The 16,261-nt window shown below is 39.1% G+C and carries 15 protein-coding genes and 4 tRNA genes; 4 read left to right on the plus strand and 15 right to left on the minus strand.

Annotated elements, in window-relative coordinates:
* Positions 1–116: 116 nt before the first annotated feature.
* The 15 genes from ACG9ZL_RS02880 to tpiA all read right to left on the minus strand — a co-directional run bounded on the left by ACG9ZL_RS02880 (position 117) and on the right by tpiA (position 11,444).
* Positions 117–461 carry a prepilin-type N-terminal cleavage/methylation domain-containing protein gene (locus tag ACG9ZL_RS02880; RefSeq protein WP_419359002.1) on the minus strand — a complete coding sequence of 115 codons (345 nt, stop codon included), beginning with the start codon at positions 459–461 and terminating at the stop codon, positions 117–119.
* A gap of 583 nt (positions 462–1,044) precedes the next feature.
* Positions 1,045–1,392, minus strand: a complete 348-nt coding sequence (locus ACG9ZL_RS02885; protein WP_419359004.1) for a type IV pilin protein — start codon at positions 1,390–1,392, stop codon at positions 1,045–1,047.
* Between the two features lie 200 nt (positions 1,393–1,592).
* The gene (locus tag ACG9ZL_RS02890) at positions 1,593–2,159 is read right to left on the minus strand and encodes a TPM domain-containing protein (protein WP_419359006.1); all 567 of its coding nucleotides are present in this window, start codon (positions 2,157–2,159) and stop codon (positions 1,593–1,595) included.
* Complete coding sequence (locus ACG9ZL_RS02895; RefSeq protein WP_419359008.1) at positions 2,153–3,235, minus strand: TPM domain-containing protein; 1,083 nt, start codon at positions 3,233–3,235, stop codon at positions 2,153–2,155. Before ACG9ZL_RS02895 ends, ACG9ZL_RS02890 begins: the two co-directional genes overlap by 7 nt.
* Before the next feature lie 119 nt (positions 3,236–3,354).
* The gene (locus tag ACG9ZL_RS02900; RefSeq protein WP_151802279.1) at positions 3,355–3,945 is read right to left on the minus strand and encodes a LemA family protein; all 591 of its coding nucleotides are present in this window, start codon (positions 3,943–3,945) and stop codon (positions 3,355–3,357) included.
* Positions 3,946–4,343: 398 nt separating this feature from the next.
* A complete protein-coding gene (locus tag ACG9ZL_RS02905; RefSeq protein WP_336952301.1) occupies positions 4,344–4,745 on the minus strand; it encodes a ribosome-binding factor A in 402 nt (133 codons plus the stop codon).
* Positions 4,745–7,453, minus strand: coding sequence for a translation initiation factor IF-2 (gene infB, locus ACG9ZL_RS02910; protein WP_336952302.1), 2,709 nt, complete (start codon positions 7,451–7,453; stop codon positions 4,745–4,747). Before infB ends, ACG9ZL_RS02905 begins: the two co-directional genes overlap by 1 nt.
* Before the next feature lie 10 nt (positions 7,454–7,463).
* Positions 7,464–8,948, minus strand: a complete 1,485-nt coding sequence (nusA, locus tag ACG9ZL_RS02915; RefSeq protein ID WP_336952303.1) for a transcription termination factor NusA — start codon at positions 8,946–8,948, stop codon at positions 7,464–7,466.
* Positions 8,949–8,982: 34 nt separating this feature from the next.
* On the minus strand, positions 8,983–9,507 hold the full coding sequence (gene rimP, locus ACG9ZL_RS02920; RefSeq protein ID WP_419359009.1) for a ribosome maturation factor RimP: 525 nt from the start codon (positions 9,505–9,507) through the stop codon (positions 8,983–8,985).
* Between the two features lie 202 nt (positions 9,508–9,709).
* Positions 9,710–9,786, minus strand: a tRNA-Met gene (locus ACG9ZL_RS02925).
* Between the two features lie 100 nt (positions 9,787–9,886).
* Positions 9,887–9,963 (minus strand) — tRNA-Met (locus ACG9ZL_RS02930).
* A gap of 76 nt (positions 9,964–10,039) precedes the next feature.
* Positions 10,040–10,116, minus strand: a tRNA-Met gene (locus ACG9ZL_RS02935).
* A 44-nt stretch (positions 10,117–10,160) separates the two neighbouring features.
* Positions 10,161–10,245, minus strand: a tRNA-Leu gene (locus ACG9ZL_RS02940).
* A 53-nt stretch (positions 10,246–10,298) separates the two neighbouring features.
* Positions 10,299–10,640, minus strand: coding sequence for a preprotein translocase subunit SecG (gene secG, locus ACG9ZL_RS02945; protein ID WP_419359011.1), 342 nt, complete (start codon positions 10,638–10,640; stop codon positions 10,299–10,301).
* Between the two features lie 9 nt (positions 10,641–10,649).
* Positions 10,650–11,444 carry a triose-phosphate isomerase gene (tpiA, locus tag ACG9ZL_RS02950; protein ID WP_419359012.1) on the minus strand — a complete coding sequence of 265 codons (795 nt, stop codon included), beginning with the start codon at positions 11,442–11,444 and terminating at the stop codon, positions 10,650–10,652.
* A gap of 276 nt (positions 11,445–11,720) precedes the next feature.
* Here tpiA and pilB point away from each other — a divergent pair, with 276 nt between their 5' ends.
* Genes pilB through coaE form a run of 4 tightly spaced genes read left to right on the plus strand, consistent with a single transcriptional unit; the run spans position 11,721 to position 16,200 of the window.
* Positions 11,721–13,430: a type IV-A pilus assembly ATPase PilB gene (gene pilB, locus ACG9ZL_RS02955; protein WP_419359014.1), complete on the plus strand. Its 1,710-nt coding sequence runs from the start codon at positions 11,721–11,723 to the stop codon at positions 13,428–13,430.
* 27 nt (positions 13,431–13,457) lie between these two features.
* Positions 13,458–14,690 carry a type II secretion system F family protein gene (locus ACG9ZL_RS02960; RefSeq protein ID WP_419359016.1) on the plus strand — a complete coding sequence of 411 codons (1,233 nt, stop codon included), beginning with the start codon at positions 13,458–13,460 and terminating at the stop codon, positions 14,688–14,690.
* Between the two features lie 2 nt (positions 14,691–14,692).
* Positions 14,693–15,574 (plus strand): prepilin peptidase, encoded by an 882-nt coding sequence (locus ACG9ZL_RS02965; protein ID WP_419359060.1) that lies wholly within the window; start codon positions 14,693–14,695, stop codon positions 15,572–15,574.
* A gap of 26 nt (positions 15,575–15,600) precedes the next feature.
* Positions 15,601–16,200 carry a dephospho-CoA kinase gene (coaE, locus tag ACG9ZL_RS02970; protein ID WP_419359018.1) on the plus strand — a complete coding sequence of 200 codons (600 nt, stop codon included), beginning with the start codon at positions 15,601–15,603 and terminating at the stop codon, positions 16,198–16,200.
* The last annotated feature ends 61 nt before the right edge of the window (positions 16,201–16,261 follow it).

Consider the following 16,261-nt stretch of genomic DNA (forward strand, 5'->3'; position numbering starts at 1 on the left):
ATTATAGCGTTTCTAACATTTTTTGTTTAAGGAATGACTACATAGAATGCATTTTGTTTGAAATTTTATTTGAGATGGCTGTTATTTATTAAAATTCAAATCTGTATAAAATACAATCAGTTTATTTCACAAGCCACCTCATTATTAACATTGCAATTAATTGTGTTACCTGTCCCATTAATAGCCGTTGCAATCAGATTTGTGAGAGATAAGCTAGTTGGCGCCTCAAAATTACAATGCCTAAGCTCACTTATAGAAGGTAATTTTGTTAAACTTCCATTTTCAGATAATTTTTCAGAAACATATAATGATGCATAGAACTTCATTTCAGACAAACAAACTGCATCATTTGTTTTTTTTGTATAGTTCTCATACGCGGGAATTGCAATTGCAGCAAGAATACCAATAATCGCAATAACAATCATCAGTTCTATTAATGTAAAACCATTTATATTTTTCATAATAATAAATCATTAAGATTATTGTCTATAAAACAAAAGTAACATGAATATTTTAGAATAAATATAATTTTTATAAATTCTGATATTTTTGAAAAAAAATGTCGCTTTATAACATTAATTGTTAATTTATTATAATTCTCTGTAAAATTTAAGAAATTACATCTAATACATTCATTTACAAATAGCAATATATAAATTAAAAAAGTGTTTATCAAAAAAACCACATTTTTTTATAGGTAATAAGATAAAAATAAAGTTCAATAATAAAGTTAAATGACATATTTTTATTTCACCCATAAAGATAAACTTATTATTTTATTTTAAAAAAATTTACATCACAATCGAAATTATAACATTTTATACAAGTATATCTTAAATAATATCAGATTTAACAAGTATTCTCTTAAAATACAGTTATGATTTATTTTAGTTTACTAAAAACAAGAGATGTAATTTTCTATTAATTAAAATTATGTCATTAAATCAATCAATATAATTCACATTATATAGTAAAAAATTATATTTAAGATATGATAAAAATTAAAAAAAGGTACCGAAGTACCTTTTTAAATATATAACAATATTATGGCGCAATTGTACAAGCAGCGCTCGTACCTACAGCACATGTAATACTTTTATTTGTTCCTTTTTTAGCAGTAGCAGTTAATGTATTTTCAGTTAAAGCAGTAGGAGCAGTAAATGTACAATGTGTTAAAGTAGTATCAGCTGGTAAGTTCGTTATAGAACCACTTTCAGCAATTTTTTCCGCAACAAATAAACCTGAATAAGATTTCATTTCTGATAAACAAGATGCGTCATTTGCTTTTTGTGTATAACTTTGATAAGCAGGAATCGCAATCGCAGCAAGAATACCGATAATTGCAACAACGATCATTAATTCAATCAGGGTAAAACCTTTTTGAGCATTCATAACATTTCTCCAATGTTTTAAAAATTTTTATAGCTTTTGAGCAATTTATATGGCTGTTCTTTTTTGTGGAAAAAATCAACAACCAGTCGAGACTCTTTGATTTTAGAGAGAATGTAATGCTTTACAAGGTTTTTTTTACTGCTTATATTTTTACGTAATTAAACGTAAAAAAGTGACATTTATTGTCACCGAGAATAAAATTAATTCACAATGATTGGATTGTTTGATAATTCATTTACATTATCAATTTGACTATATTTATCCCCGTAAAATAAATTTAAAATTTGACCAATTTCTAAAACACCATTACTCACTGCAGTTCGATAATTTTTGTTTTTCAGTTCAGCAATCATCACATCACAAATCTGTTGCCACGTTTGCTGTGTAGTAGCTTGATAAATACCACGATCTATCACAATTTCGACTGTCTTTTCACACAAGTTTAAATACAGCAATACACCACTATTATACTCAGTATCCCACACGCCCAATTCAGCAAACAATTGTTGTGCCCTTAACCGTGTATTTTGATGATAAGCCTGATGACTTGGAATATGCCCCTCGATCACCACTTGTATTTCACCGACATGGCCTTCTTCTGCTTGCTTCACCGTTTGTGCAATTGCATGCTGATCTTGCTTTGAAAAATAGCGTTTCGAGGCAGGCATATATAAAACGTGCTTTAACCAACGTTTAAAGCTCGGTTGTACCTGTTCCTGTAACTTCGGTTCAGTCACAATTGCTGTTGTATCTGTTTTTGTTACCATGAGCCTGATGCTCCTCCACCGCCGAAACCACCACCGCCGCCACTATAGCCTCCCCCACCGCCAAAACCACCACCTCCACTGCTTCCACCACGCCCACCACTAGATAAGAACATTTGGAAAATCAGTTGTGCCAGTGATGTAATCAACAAAAAGAATATACCAAAACCCAAAACTAAGCTCATTACAATCCCTGAGCCATAAATAAGTCCTGCAGCGGTTGCTGTTACTCCTGCAACAGCCGCGCTTAAACGATTGCCCACAATAAATGATGCAAAGATACCAATCACCAAAATCACCATAGCTGTGGTCAAGGTTCGATCCTTGGCTTCTTGTTCTTGCAACGCTTGGTTTTGGCGCTCTTTTAGCTCATCTGCGGCTTGTTTGGCAATTTCAGGGTCAAGGTTTAAAATACGCTCAACTTCATTGACACCCGCCTGTAAACCCTGAGCATATTGTCCTTGCTTAAAGTCCGGTGTGATCTGATTGCGTATAATCCGACTGGCCACAATGTCGGGGAGTACACCCTCCAAACCGTAGCCTGTTGCAATATGGATTTTATGATCATTGACTGCAACAGCAATCAATAAACCATTGTCTTGTTTTGCTGAACCTAACTTCCATTGCTCAGCAACCCGCATAGCAAAATCAAAAATACCTTCTTGCCCTGTGGTTGGAACAATGATAATCCCAATTTGTGCTTTACCTTGGCGATAAATATCACGAATTTGTTGTTCTAAATTTTGCTTTTCAGCTGCAGATAAAACATTCGCTTGATCAACGACAGGCTGGTTTAATGTGGGAATATTTCGAGCACTTTCACCCTCTGCCATATCATTGGCAACTTGTGGTAAATCTTTTGAGGAAGTTTGAGGTGCTTGCTGTGTGGTAGGTGTTTGTTTTTGAGCATCTGTGGGTTTTGAGCCGATCACATTGGGCAAATTGGTATTGGGTACAACTTTACCCAAAACAATTGCGTCTTGTACCTCTTGCTCATCTGTGGCTGTCGCTGTTTCAGCCCAAACACTCGATTGAACAGAAAGCATCAGTCCAAAAAATACAAATAATATTGTACTCATGTTTTTCATTACTGATTTTTCTCGCCATTCAATCATAGTTCACCTTTTATTGAATAATGAAAAATATTCCCACTATCTTTTATCTCAAGCGTTAAAGACAGAGAAATAAAATCACATCATTAATTAAAATTAACTGTTGGCGCTTTCGATGCACCTGCTTCAGCACTAAAGTTCGGTTTAGCTTTCATACCAATCACTTTAGCAGTCATTGCCTGAGGGAATTGACGCACATAGGTATTGTAATCTTGAACAGATGCAACATAACGTGTCCGTGCAGTACTAATACGGTTTTCAGTCCCTTCCAATTGAACCTGTAAATCACGGAATTGTTCATTGGCTTTTAAATCTGGATAATTTTCTGTCACCGCTAAAAGACGTGATAATGCACCTGTCATTTGTGATTGTGCTTCTTGATATTTTTTAAACAATTCAGGATCGTTCAATACTTCTTTGTCTACTTTTAAACCTGCGACATTGGCACGTGCCTCAGTCACCTCAGTTAAAACTTTTTCTTCGTGGGTTGCATAACCTTTAACCACATTCACCAAGTTAGGGACTAGATCTGCACGACGTTGATATTGGTTTTCAACTTCAGACCATGCCGCATTTACAGACTCATCTTTAGCTTGCAAAGTGTTATAGCCACAACCTGAAAAAGCTAAGGTGCTTGCCAGTGTAAGTGCAACTAAACCTTTTTTCATTGAATTCATTGCCAATTCCTCAAAGATATTTATTTGTATTTGTTGATATCTCTGCATTCTATACAGTTTAAGGCAAAGTTTTGTTTAATTTCTGCTACCTAGCCAAAGACGAGACAATTAAATTTTTGCATGTTTGATAGAAATTGCTGAAGAATGCTTTAAACCAAAACCTTTTTAAATGTTTAAAATTATCTAGACCTGACTAAATTCACTTTGCATTGCTATCGCCCAAAAACTCTGCGCGTTGATCAAGCTGATCTAGTGTTTTACTCATGAAATTATAATCTGATCATCAGCAGATAAATTTTTAGCTTTATTTTTTTATTTTTATTTAAATTATTCATTTAGAGTTTAAACATCTTTTAAAGATACAAAAAAGCCACCCTCAGGTGGCTTATTGTTTAAGTTTACTTTTCTTCTTCGTCTTGTTGCTCAGGCAAATCTTTCACTGCTTCTGCAATTAAACCAAACATATAGTTACCATAGGCATTGGTTTTATCATAATGAAAGCGCAAACGTGGCGTTATACGAGTTTTGATACGACGACCTAATTCGTGGCGTAAGAAACCAGATGCTTTATTTAAGACATCTAAAGTTTCTTTATTTGCCACTTCACTTTGCTCATCGCCAAGTTCACGCCCCATCACGGTAACGTAAACTTCTGCATAACCCAGATCTGGACTCACTTTCACCGCAGAGATGGTCACAAGACCACCTAAGCGAGGATCTTTAAGCTCTTGGCGAATCAGTTCTGACAACTCACGTTGTACCGTATCCGCCATACGCTTAAGACGTTGACTACCCGCCATTAAAGACTCCGTTTAATCAACTGAACATCATACACTTCGATTTTATCAAGTGCTTTGATGTCTTTATAACCTTTTACTGCAAGACCACATTCCATACCAGCACGAACTTCTTCAACCACTTCTTTATAGCGACGAAGAGATTCAAGCTCGCCTTGGAATACCACAACATCATCACGTAGTACACGGATTGGTTTATTACGATGTAATACACCTTCGAGCACCATACAACCTGCAGCAGCACCAAACTTACTTGAGTGGAATACTTCACGAACTTCTGCAACACCCAAAATTGTTTCACGGTGTTCAGGTGCAAGTTTTCCGCTCATTGCTGCTTTCACATCATCAATAAGTTGATAGATGATTGAGTAGTAACGAATGTCGATACCATCTGCATCTGCTTTTTGACGCGCGGTATTGTCTGCACGTACGTTAAAGCCAAGAAGTACCGCTTCTGAAGATTCAGCAAGGGTCACATCAGACTCAGTGATTGCACCCACGCCCGAACCGATTACACGTACTTTAACTTCGTCAGTTGCAAGATCAGCAAGTGCAACATGTAGTGCTTCCAAGGTACCACGTACATCAGTTTTAAGAACAACATTTACAATCGGCACATCTTTCTTGCCCATTGATGCCATGATGTTCTCAAGACGCATTGCGCTTTGACGTTCAAGACGTTTTTGACGCTCACGGTCCATACGCGCATCGGCAACTTCACGTGCTTTTTTCTCGTCATTAACAACAAGAACTTCATCACCCGCCATTGGCGCTTCTGGAAGACCTAAAATTTCAACTGGAATTGAAGGACCTGCAGATTGAATACGTTGACCATTCTCATCGGTCATCGCACGAACACGACCGTAAGATGCACCCGCAAGAACCAAGTCACCTACTTTCAAGGTACCATTTTGAACAAGAATAGACGTTACCGCACCACGGCTATTGTCTACACGTGCTTCAATCACAACACCTTGTGCAGCACCTTCTTCAGATGCTTTCAACTCTAACATTTCAGCTTGAATTGAAATCAAATCTAGAAGTTCGTCGATACCTTGACCTGAGTGTGCTGAAACCATTGCAACTGGTACGTCACCACCCCATTGTTCAGGCACGATTTCTTTGGTTGTCAATTCATTCAATACGCGATCTGGATCAGCTGATTCTTTATCCATTTTATTGATTGCAACAATAATTGGAGTACCCGCAGCACGTGCATGGTCAATTGCTTCCGCAGTTTGTGGCATTACACCGTCATCCGCTGCAACAACAAGTACCACGATATCAGTCGCTTTGGCACCACGTGAACGCATTGCAGTAAATGCAGCATGTCCAGGCGTATCCAGGAAAGTAATAATTCCTTTATCCGTTTTAACGTGATAAGCACCAATATGCTGTGTAATCCCGCCCGCTTCGCCTTGCGCAACTTTGGCACGACGAATACGATCCAGTAACGATGTCTTACCATGGTCAACGTGACCCATGATTGTCACAACTGGCGCACGTGTTGTTTGTGCACCACGTGCTTCTTCAGCTGCTTCAAGTAAGTTATCTTCAGCTTGTGTATCAGATACACGAACTGGGTTGTGACCCATTTCTTCAACAATTAATGCCGCAACTTCTTGCTCAATGGCTTGGTTCTGAGTAACAAGCTCACCCATTTTCATCAGTGATTTAATTACTTCACGAACTTTAACTGCCATTTTTGCTGCAAGGTCTGCAACAACAATAGTTTCTCCAATTTCAACGTCATAAACTTGCTTTTTAACTGGTTTCTCAAAACCATGTTTATTCGCTTGACTGGTTTTTAAACCACGTTTATGCGGGTTATGGCTGAAAGATTGCTCTTCCTGACCACGACGACCACCTTTCTTAGGAGAACGTGTATTTGCAGTATTGGTACCACGTTTGATTTCACGGTCTTCTTTTGCAAATGAGTCTTCATATGCTTGACCAACCAAACCTGCAGCCAACGGTGAATCATCAACTACACGAATCGTTGTCGCAGTTTCATCAGAAGAATACTTAGACGCCATTTGACGCATTTGCTCAAGCGTACGCTGTTGAGCTTCTTCTGCCGACTTACGACGAGCTGCTTCTTCAGTCGCTTTCAGTTGTGCTGCTTGAGCTTCACGTGCACGTTTCTGCTCAGGGGTTTCAATTGTTTTTACTGTTGCTTTAGTAATCGGCTTATTGGTCGATTTACGTTTTACAACAACAGCTGCTTTTGGTGTTTCTTTTGCAGCAGTTTGTTGTTTTGCAGCAGCACGCATTTTTTCTAAATTCGCTTTCGCTGAGCTTTCAGTCTTTTCAACTCCAGCCACAACAGTATTTTGCTGTACTTTTTGAGTTGACGTCGCTTGAGCATTTGCTTGAGCTTTAGCCAAAGCTTCCGCTTTGATTTGCTCAGGATCTGGCTTAGTAAACGTATGTTTCTTACGAACTTCTACGTTAATTGTCTTCGCTTTACCTGAAGTACTCGCAACTTTAGCCGTACTTGTCGTTTTACGTTTCAACGTGATTTGTCCTGCTTGTCCCGTATCTTGACCATGTGCTTTTTTCAAATGGTTCACGAGAACATCTTGCTGTTCAGTAGAAATTTTATCTTCAGCCTGTTTTTGTGGCAATCCAGCTTCACGCACCTGATCAAGGAGCTTTGCAACAGGAAGTCCTACGCTGACCGCTAACTCTTGAATTGACTTATCCGTCATGTATTACCTCCTAGTTAAACCATGATTCACGTGCTTTCATAATCAATTGACCTGCTTTCTCAGCGCCTAAACCGTCGATATCAGAAATATCATCCGTTGCTTGGTCAGCTAAGTCATCGATTGTTACCACACCACGTGCTGCTAAAGCATGCGCAATTTCAGAAGTCATTCCTTCCATCGCAACAAGTTCTGGACTTGGGTCCTGAATATCTTCTTGTTGCTTTAATGCATCAGCCAAAGCTGCTTCTTTTGCACGACTTTGTAGCAATTCAACTGTATCCGCATCTAATTCGATTTCATCGAAAGTTTCCGCAGGCACATAAGCAATTTCCTCAAGTGAGGTAAAGCCCATTTCTACTAAAGCCATTGCAAGATCTTCTTCAATATCAAGACGTGTTACAAACATGTCTAAATACTGTTGAGCTTCACTTTGTTGACGAGCACGGTACTCATCTTCAAGCATCATATCTAATTTATAACCCGTAAGCTCTGATGCTAAACGGACGTTTTGACCTTGTGATCCAATTGCTCGCGCAAGTTGATCACTGGTTGCAAAAATAATGTCTGCTGTACGTGCATCTTCATCAATCACAATCCCAGATACATCCGCAGGCTCTAAAGCACTTGCGATATATTGAGCCGGATCATCAGACCACACGACAACATCAATACGTTCACCATTTAATTCAGACTGAACCGCTTGGATACGTGTACCACGCATACCAATACACGCACCGACTGGATCAATACGATGATCGTTGGTCTTAACCGCAATTTTTGCACGTACACCTGGTTGACGTGCTGCTGCTTTAATCTCAATGATTTCTTCAGAAATTTCAGGAATTTCTTTTTTCATTAATGCAATCAGCATTTCAGGTTTAGCACGTGACAACAATAATTGCGCACCACGACCTTCACGGTTCACATTATAAAGAATTGCATTCATACGCTGTTTAGGGCGAAGAATTTCTTTAGGAATCATTTCTTCACGTGCTAAATAGGCTTCTGCGTTATCACCTAAGTCTATAATGAAGCCATCTTTGGTTTGTTTTTTCACTTCACCGTAGATCAGTTCACCCACTTTAGCTTCATAAGCATCCGCCACTAAAGCACGTTCAGCTTCACGAATTTTTTGCACAATTACTTGTTTGGCAATCTGTGCTGCAATACGACCAAAATCAATTGATGGTACTTCTAACTCACGGATATCACCAATTGACCATTGAGCAGGATCAACATCAGAAATCGCATCTTGACATGCTGGCATTTCATGATCTTCATCAGCAACAACTTCCCATTGACGGAAAGTGCTGTAATCACCTGTCTTACGATCAATTTCTACTCGTAACTGAGCTTCTTCCGAATTCGTTCCTTCGTAGAATTTCTTTTTTGTCGCTGCAACCAAAGCCTGTTCAAGCGCTTCAAAAATTGCTTCACGACTTACACCTTTCTCATTACTTACCGTTTCAACGACGGTGAGAATTTCACGTGCCATAAGTCACCTATTTATTCAGATTTCTATTTCTGGATTAATCCTGAAAGATCAAATTCGCTTTGTCTATATTGTTGCTATCGATCTCAAGTACGTGCTGTTGTTCAACTTCAACTTGAATGAATTCATTTTCTAAATCTACAGCAATTAATTTTGCTTGGAATTTACGGCGATTTTCAACTGCAGCAATCAAACGCAATGCAACTTGTTGTCCGATGTATTTTTCTAACTGTGCCAACTGGAAGAATGGTCGATCCCAACCTGGAGATGATACTTCTAAAGCATATTCGCCTGAAATTGGATCATGTACATCTAATATTGCACCAACTTGCTGAGTCACACGTACACAATCTTGTACGCCAATACCACGACCCAATTCTGCTTCACCATTTTCATTAATCGTTGGTTCAGCATTTTCCACCACATCTTTATCGATATAAATACGCAATAAAGAACGCTTACCTTGAGGAATAAATTCGATCCCCCAAAGTTCTACATCACAAGCTTGCACTGCAGGAGTGATTAGATCTTGAAGTGCTTGAGTTTTATTTGATAGCTTCATTTACTCTCGTCATATTTGTGCGATTCAATCGCTCATCGGACTAATTCAAACTTACTATAGTGAAGCATGTCTTTTTGACCAATTGATGTCCACACCACACGATAGCCAATAAAAAAGGGCGTAATCGCCCCTATTATCGCACAGTAAACCGAAGTTCACTATGCAAAAAAGACCCACCTATCTGTGAGCCCTTTTAGAAACTTGGTAGCGGGAGCTGGATTTGAACCAACGACCTTCGGGTTATGAGCCCGACGAGCTACCAGACTGCTCCATCCCGCATCAGCGTTGCAAAATTATACACAAGAAATTTAATTTTTTCAATCCATCATTGACAGATACATTGAATTTCTTGCTTGATTAAGTTGCACCTTAATCAAAATGGTAGCGGGAGCTGGATTTGAACCAACGACCTTCGGGTTATGAGCCCGACGAGCTACCAGACTGCTCCATCCCGCAACAACATTGCAAATTCACACATAATATAAATTTTTCAACTTACATTATCATTAACTAAGTTGCATCTTAATTAAATTGGTAGCGGGAGCTGGATTTGAACCAACGACCTTCGGGTTATGAGCCCGACGAGCTACCAGACTGCTCCATCCCGCAACAATGTTTTTTCAGCTGCTAACACCAACAATCTGGTTCATTGTTGGTGCGGAAGGGGGGACTTGAACCCCCACGCCCGAAAGCACTACCACCTCAAGGTAGCGTGTCTACCAATTCCACCACCACCGCAGCTGTGACGCATTCTAGTCGCATCATTCAGAAAAAGAAAGAACTAAATGGCATTATTCGCCAGTTTTTGGTGCAGTTGGTGAAGTTTCACCCGTATTGGCGTGTGCAGGTGCTGTGGTTTGAGAACTGCTCTGTACAGATTTTAAGCCATAGGCATCCGATGTTTGTTTTTTAGCAAACACCGCTAAACTTAAACTGGTGATAAAAAACAAAGCCGTGAGAATTGCAGTTAAACGGGTTAAAAAGCTTGCAGAACCCGAGGCACCAAATACAGTTGCAGCACCACCGCCACCAAATGATGCACCTGCATCTGCACCTTTACCGTGCTGAACGAGGATCAGCCCGATCATCAAAACGGCCAAAATGATATGTACAACCAGCACAAATGTATGCATGCTGAACTCCTATTCTTCTGTTTGAGCAAATGCTTGAGCAATTTTATAAAATGACTCAGCATTAAGTGATGCACCACCAACCAGTGCACCGTTGATATCTGGACATGCAGCTAACTCTACTGCATTTTCAGGCTTGACACTACCACCATACAAAATCGCAGTATGTTGAGCTTGAGCCGTAATTTGAGTTAAACCTTCACGAATTTTTGCATGCATTGTCTGTGCATCTTGCGGAGAAGCAGTCTTACCTGTTCCGATTGCCCAAATCGGTTCATAGGCAATCACAATATTGTGCCATTGTTCTACTTTTACAACTGCTGCGAGATCGCAAATTTGTTGTAAAACCACTTGCTCTGCCTGCCCTGCTTCACGTTGTTCTAAGCTTTCACCCACGCAATAAATCACGCGAAGCCCTGCATTTAAAGCATTGGCTAATTTAGCTTTAATTTTTTGAACATCATCGCCAAAAAGTTCTCGGCGCTCTGAATGCCCAATCAACACATAATCAATATGGCTGTCTTTAAGTAACTCAGCACTGACTTCACCGGTATAAGCACCTGTGCCTGCCATTTGAGAAAGATCTTGTGCGACAACTTTGATGGGTGAATCTGCATCGTTAATTAATTTTTGTACAGACAATAAAGCAATAGAAATAGGTGCAACACCAATATGACATTGTTTTTCTGTAATCGGTGTTTGTTGTAAATACTGATTTAAATCTTGAATGAGCTGTTGCGAATTCGCTTGCATTGGGTTCATTTTCCAATTGCCGACAACCCAAGGAGTAATAGTCGAACTCGACATACATCTAACCTTTTATCGAAAATGTGCACATTCTACACGGAATTTATATTTTAAAAGTATTTTTTCTTTATCAATTCAGTCATCTTATTTAAAGTCATGTTTTAATAACAACGCAAGAAACATAAAACATTTCAAAGATAATGCTAAAAAGCCACATTGGCTCAAATTATTGTTAAATATGTTTCTATAAAAATACGTTTAATTCTAGATATTTCTAAGGATCATCGTATAATTTTCGTATTCCAATTATAAAATGAAATTTAATGTGTTTTGGGGATGTCTATGCAAAATGGTTCACCTAAGTTTTCGGGGTATATCCGTCGCTTAGTCGACGAAGGTTTTTTATCTGCTCAGCAAATGAAAGATGCGCTCAGTAACGCTCAAAAAAATAAAGTGAGTATGGTTGCTTATCTCAGTGAAAAATTAAATATACCACCACTGATCATTGCCGAAATGATCTCTGTTGAGTTTGGCGAGCCTATTTTTGATCTGGACAGCTTTAATCCTGAAATGCTGCTCAAGGAGATTATTGAACCAAATTTAGTCACCAAACATAAAGTGATCCCTTTGGTGCAACGCGGTAATATTTTATATGTTGCCACCAGTGACCCGACCAATATAGAAGCGCTGGATGCCATTCGTTTTAACTGTGGTCTGAATATTGAACCGATTATTGTTGAACACCATAAATTAGAAAAACTATTAGAAAAACACTTTACGGTAGAAGAAAGTTTTAACTTTGGTGATGAAGATTTTGATGTTGATGTCATTGCTACCGATGACCAACCTCCATCTGAAGATGATGATGCCTCTGAAGAAGAAGCGCCTATTGTTAAATATATCAATAAACTCTTGGTCGATGCGATTCGTATGGGGGCATCAGATTTACACTTTGAGCCTTATGAGAAAAGTTATCGAGTGCGTTATCGAGTAGATGGCGTGCTTAGAACCATTACCAATCCGCCCCTACAACTGGCAAGTCGTTTGGCATCACGCCTAAAAGTCATGTCCAGAATGGATATTTCAGAAAAGCGTGTCCCGCAAGATGGTCGTATCAAATTAAAACTCTCAAAAACCAAAGCGATTGATTTTCGTGTGAATTCATTACCCACATTGTTTGGTGAAAAATTGGTGCTGCGTATTCTTGATCCATCAAGTGCCATGTTGGGTATTGATGCGCTCGGATATGAAGAAAAGCAAAAAGCGTTATTTATGGAGGCCTTAGAGAAACCTCAAGGCATGTTACTCATCACGGGGCCAACAGGTTCTGGTAAAACTGTTTCCCTGTATACTGGCTTAAATATCCTGAATACAGAAAGTTCAAATATCTCTACGGCTGAAGATCCAGTTGAAATTAACTTGGAAGGCATCAATCAAGTCAATGTTAACCTCAAGGCCGGTCTCACTTTCTCAGTCGCACTAAAATCGTTCTTACGTCAAGACCCTGACATTATCATGGTCGGAGAAATTCGTGACCTTGAAACTGCTGAAATTGCGATTAAGGCTGCACAAACGGGTCATATGGTGATGTCTACGCTACATACCAACAGTGCGCCAGAAACGTTGACCCGTTTACGCAATATGGGAGTACCCTCATTTAACATTGCCACTTCGGTGAATCTTGTGATTGCACAACGATTGGCAAGACGCTTATGTAATCATTGTAAAGCACCTGTTGAAATTCCTAGACAGAGTTTGTTAGAAATGGGCTTTACTGAACAAGACTTAAGTAATCCTGAATTACAAATTTTTCAACCTGTAGGCTGTAGTGAATGCCGTGAAGGCTATAAAGGGCGTGTCGGGATCTATGAAGTCATGAAAGTAACACCTGAAATTTCAAAAATTATCATGGAAGATGGCAATGCACTTCAAATTGCAGCGGCATCGGAGAAATTGGGGTTTGATAATCTAAGACGTTCAGGTTTAATTAAAGTCATCAATGGCTTAACTTCTTTACAAGAAATTAACCGTGTGACCAGCGAATAAATATAATCAATATTCAAGGAAATTATGATGGCAGCTAAAAAAGCTCAAATGATGCCTACATTTGCTTATGACGGGGTTGATCGCAAAGGGATCAAGGTTAAAGGAGAATTACCTTCACGTAATATGGCACTTGCCAAAGTCACCCTGCGCAAACAAGGCATTACGATTAAAACCATTCGAGAAAAAAGGAATAATATTTTTGAAGGTTTAATGAAAAAAGGCATTTCTACTTTAGACATTACCATTTTCACTCGTCAACTCGCCACAATGATGAAAGCAGGTGTCCCCTTAGTACAAAGCTTTGAAATCGTTGCAGAAGGGCTAGAAAACCCCTCTATGCGAGAAATTGTATTAGGAATAAAAAGTGAGGTTGAAGGCGGTAATACCTTTGCAGGGGCTTTAAGAAAATATCCACGCTATTTTGACAACTTGTTCTGTTCATTGGTTGAATCCGGAGAGCAATCCGGTGCCTTAGAAACCATGCTTGATCGTGTGGCGATCTATAAAGAAAAAAGTGAATTACTGAAGCAAAAAATTAAAAAAGCCATGAAATATCCAATTTCTGTGATTGTCGTCGCTCTTATTGTGACGATTATTTTAATGGTCAAAGTGGTACCAGTCTTTCAGGATTTATTTAGCTCCTTTGGTGCAGACCTCCCCGCATTTACGCAGATGGTGGTGAATATGTCCAATTGGATGCAAAAATATTGGTTTCTTCTAATTCTATTCATTGGTGTTGTAATTACAGCTTTTTTAGAAGCAAAAAAACGCAGTCAGAAATTCCAAAATTTTCTAGATCGGACAGCACTGAAACTGCCTATTTTTGGCGATCTGGTCTATAAAGCGATTATTGCACGTTATAGCCGAACTCTTGCCACAACATTTGCTGCTGGGGTACCACTCATCGAAGCATTAGAATCAACTGCAGGCGCGACCAATAATGTGGTTTATGAACAAGCGGTAATGAAAATCCGTGAGGATGTCGCCACTGGACAGCAACTGAACTTTGCCATGCGCGCAACAAATAAGTTCCCTTCTATGGCTATTCAAATGGTGGCGATTGGTGAAGAGTCGGGTGCATTGGATGCAATGTTAGACAAAGTTGCAACGCATTTTGAAAATGAAGTCGACAATGCTGTGGATGGATTAACCTCAATGATGGAACCGTTAATTATGGCGATATTAGGGGTATTGGTTGGTGGCTTAGTCATTGCCATGTATCTGCCAATTTTCCAAATGGGTTCAGTGGTTGGTGGGTAATGATGAACATGCTTAATGACTTATTAAATTTGATGATTCAATCCCCAACAGCGCTCTATCTGACAGTTGGTATTCTCGGGTTGTGTGTTGGTAGTTTTTTAAATGTGGTGATTTATCGCACACCAAAAATGATGGAAAAAGAATGGCGACAGGATTGGCATGCTGAGTGCCAATTACTGGCGGGCTCACAACAGATTATTCTCGATGAAGAAAAACTCAGCCTGAGTCAACCAGTCTCTACCTGTCCCAAATGCAAAACCCCGATTCGCTGGTATCAAAATATACCCGTCATCAGTTGGTTAGCTTTAAGAGGTCAATGTGCTTCATGTCAAAATCCAATTGGCATGCGTTATCCATTTGTTGAGCTTTTAACTGCAGTGTGTTCATTAACAGTGGTTGCTGTTTATGGCCCAACACCACAAATGGTTTTTGGTGTACTGCTGACTTGGGTGCTGATCACGCTGACATTTATTGATTTTGACACTCAATTACTCCCAGACCGCTTTACCTTAACCTTGGCTGCCATCGGTTTAGGCATTAACTCATTCGATCTCTATACAACATCAAGTGCTGCAATTTGGGGTTACATTATTGGTTTCCTCTGTCTCTGGATTGTCTACTATCTATTTAAAATAGTCACAGGCAAAGAAGGCATGGGTTATGGTGACTTTAAGCTACTTGCTGCACTTGGCGCTTGGATGGGACCCTTGATGTTACCGTTAATTATCCTACTTTCTTCTGTGGTGGGTGCGATCATTGGTATTATTTTACTTAAGATTCGTAAAGAAAATGTCCCTTTTGCTTTCGGTCCTTATATTGCCATCGCAGGATGGATTGCATTTCTATGGGGTGAGCAAATTATGAAAGTATATTTGGGTCAATAATTTCAACACAGTATTAGGAATGCGCAATGACGTTTATCTTGGGTTTAACAGGTGGAATTGGTAGTGGTAAATCCGCAGCAAGTCAGTGGTTTGAAACCCAAGGGATTACAGTGGTTGATGCAGATATTGTAGCAAGAGAAATTGTTGAAAAAGGACAACCCGCACTTCAAAAAATTAAACAGATTTTTGGGGATTGGGTGTTATTAAGCAATGGTGAACTTGATCGTCGTGCATTGAGAGAACATATTTTTAAAGATCCACAGGCACGACAACAGCTTGAATCGATTACCCACCCAGCAATTCGCGCTGAGATTATTCAACAATTACAAGCCGCAACCAGTCCTTATGTGATTTTGGTTTCTCCCCTGCTTTTTGAGACCAATCAACATGAACTCACTCAACGCACGCTATTGATTGATGCCAGTGAAGACATGCAAATCTTACGTGCTTCACAACGAGATGGACAATCCATCGAACAAATTCAGAAAATTATTGCAGCCCAAATGCCACGTCATGAAAAGCAAAAATTAGCAGATGATATTGTGCTAAATGATGGACATATTGATCATCTATACGCAAAATTAGATTCTTTACATCAACAGTATCTCAAACTCACAACAGCTTAGTAAATAATTGAAGCTTTCTGAATCAATAGACTACTAGCATCAGTCAAAATGAGTATTCAAT

Source organism: Acinetobacter legionensis (assembly GCF_048551735.1).
In the GTDB taxonomy this organism is placed as follows: domain Bacteria; phylum Pseudomonadota; class Gammaproteobacteria; order Pseudomonadales; family Moraxellaceae; genus Acinetobacter.

Bases quoted from the DNA above. Each gene is read 5' to 3' on its own strand.
- ACG9ZL_RS02880 (WP_419359002.1), bottom strand. From the start codon at position 461: ATGAAAAATATAAATGGTTTTACATTAATAGAACTGATGATTGTTATT.
- ACG9ZL_RS02885 (WP_419359004.1), bottom strand. From the start codon at position 1,392: ATGAATGCTCAAAAAGGTTTTACCCTGATTGAATTAATGATCGTTGTT.
- ACG9ZL_RS02890 (WP_419359006.1), bottom strand. From the start codon at position 2,159: ATGGTAACAAAAACAGATACAACAGCAATTGTGACTGAACCGAAGTTA.
- ACG9ZL_RS02895 (WP_419359008.1), bottom strand. From the start codon at position 3,235: ATGAGTACAATATTATTTGTATTTTTTGGACTGATGCTTTCTGTTCAA.
- ACG9ZL_RS02900 (WP_151802279.1), bottom strand. From the start codon at position 3,945: ATGAATTCAATGAAAAAAGGTTTAGTTGCACTTACACTGGCAAGCACC.
- ACG9ZL_RS02905 (WP_336952301.1), bottom strand. From the start codon at position 4,745: ATGGCGGGTAGTCAACGTCTTAAGCGTATGGCGGATACGGTACAACGT.
- infB (WP_336952302.1), bottom strand. From the start codon at position 7,453: ATGACGGATAAGTCAATTCAAGAGTTAGCGGTCAGCGTAGGACTTCCT.
- nusA (WP_336952303.1), bottom strand. From the start codon at position 8,948: ATGGCACGTGAAATTCTCACCGTCGTTGAAACGGTAAGTAATGAGAAA.
- rimP (WP_419359009.1), bottom strand. From the start codon at position 9,507: ATGAAGCTATCAAATAAAACTCAAGCACTTCAAGATCTAATCACTCCT.
- secG (WP_419359011.1), bottom strand. From the start codon at position 10,640: ATGCATACATTTGTGCTGGTTGTACATATCATTTTGGCCGTTTTGATG.
- tpiA (WP_419359012.1), bottom strand. From the start codon at position 11,444: ATGTCGAGTTCGACTATTACTCCTTGGGTTGTCGGCAATTGGAAAATG.
- pilB (WP_419359014.1), top strand. From the start codon at position 11,721: ATGTCTATGCAAAATGGTTCACCTAAGTTTTCGGGGTATATCCGTCGC.
- ACG9ZL_RS02960 (WP_419359016.1), top strand. From the start codon at position 13,458: ATGGCAGCTAAAAAAGCTCAAATGATGCCTACATTTGCTTATGACGGG.
- ACG9ZL_RS02965 (WP_419359060.1), top strand. From the start codon at position 14,693: ATGAACATGCTTAATGACTTATTAAATTTGATGATTCAATCCCCAACA.
- coaE (WP_419359018.1), top strand. From the start codon at position 15,601: ATGACGTTTATCTTGGGTTTAACAGGTGGAATTGGTAGTGGTAAATCC.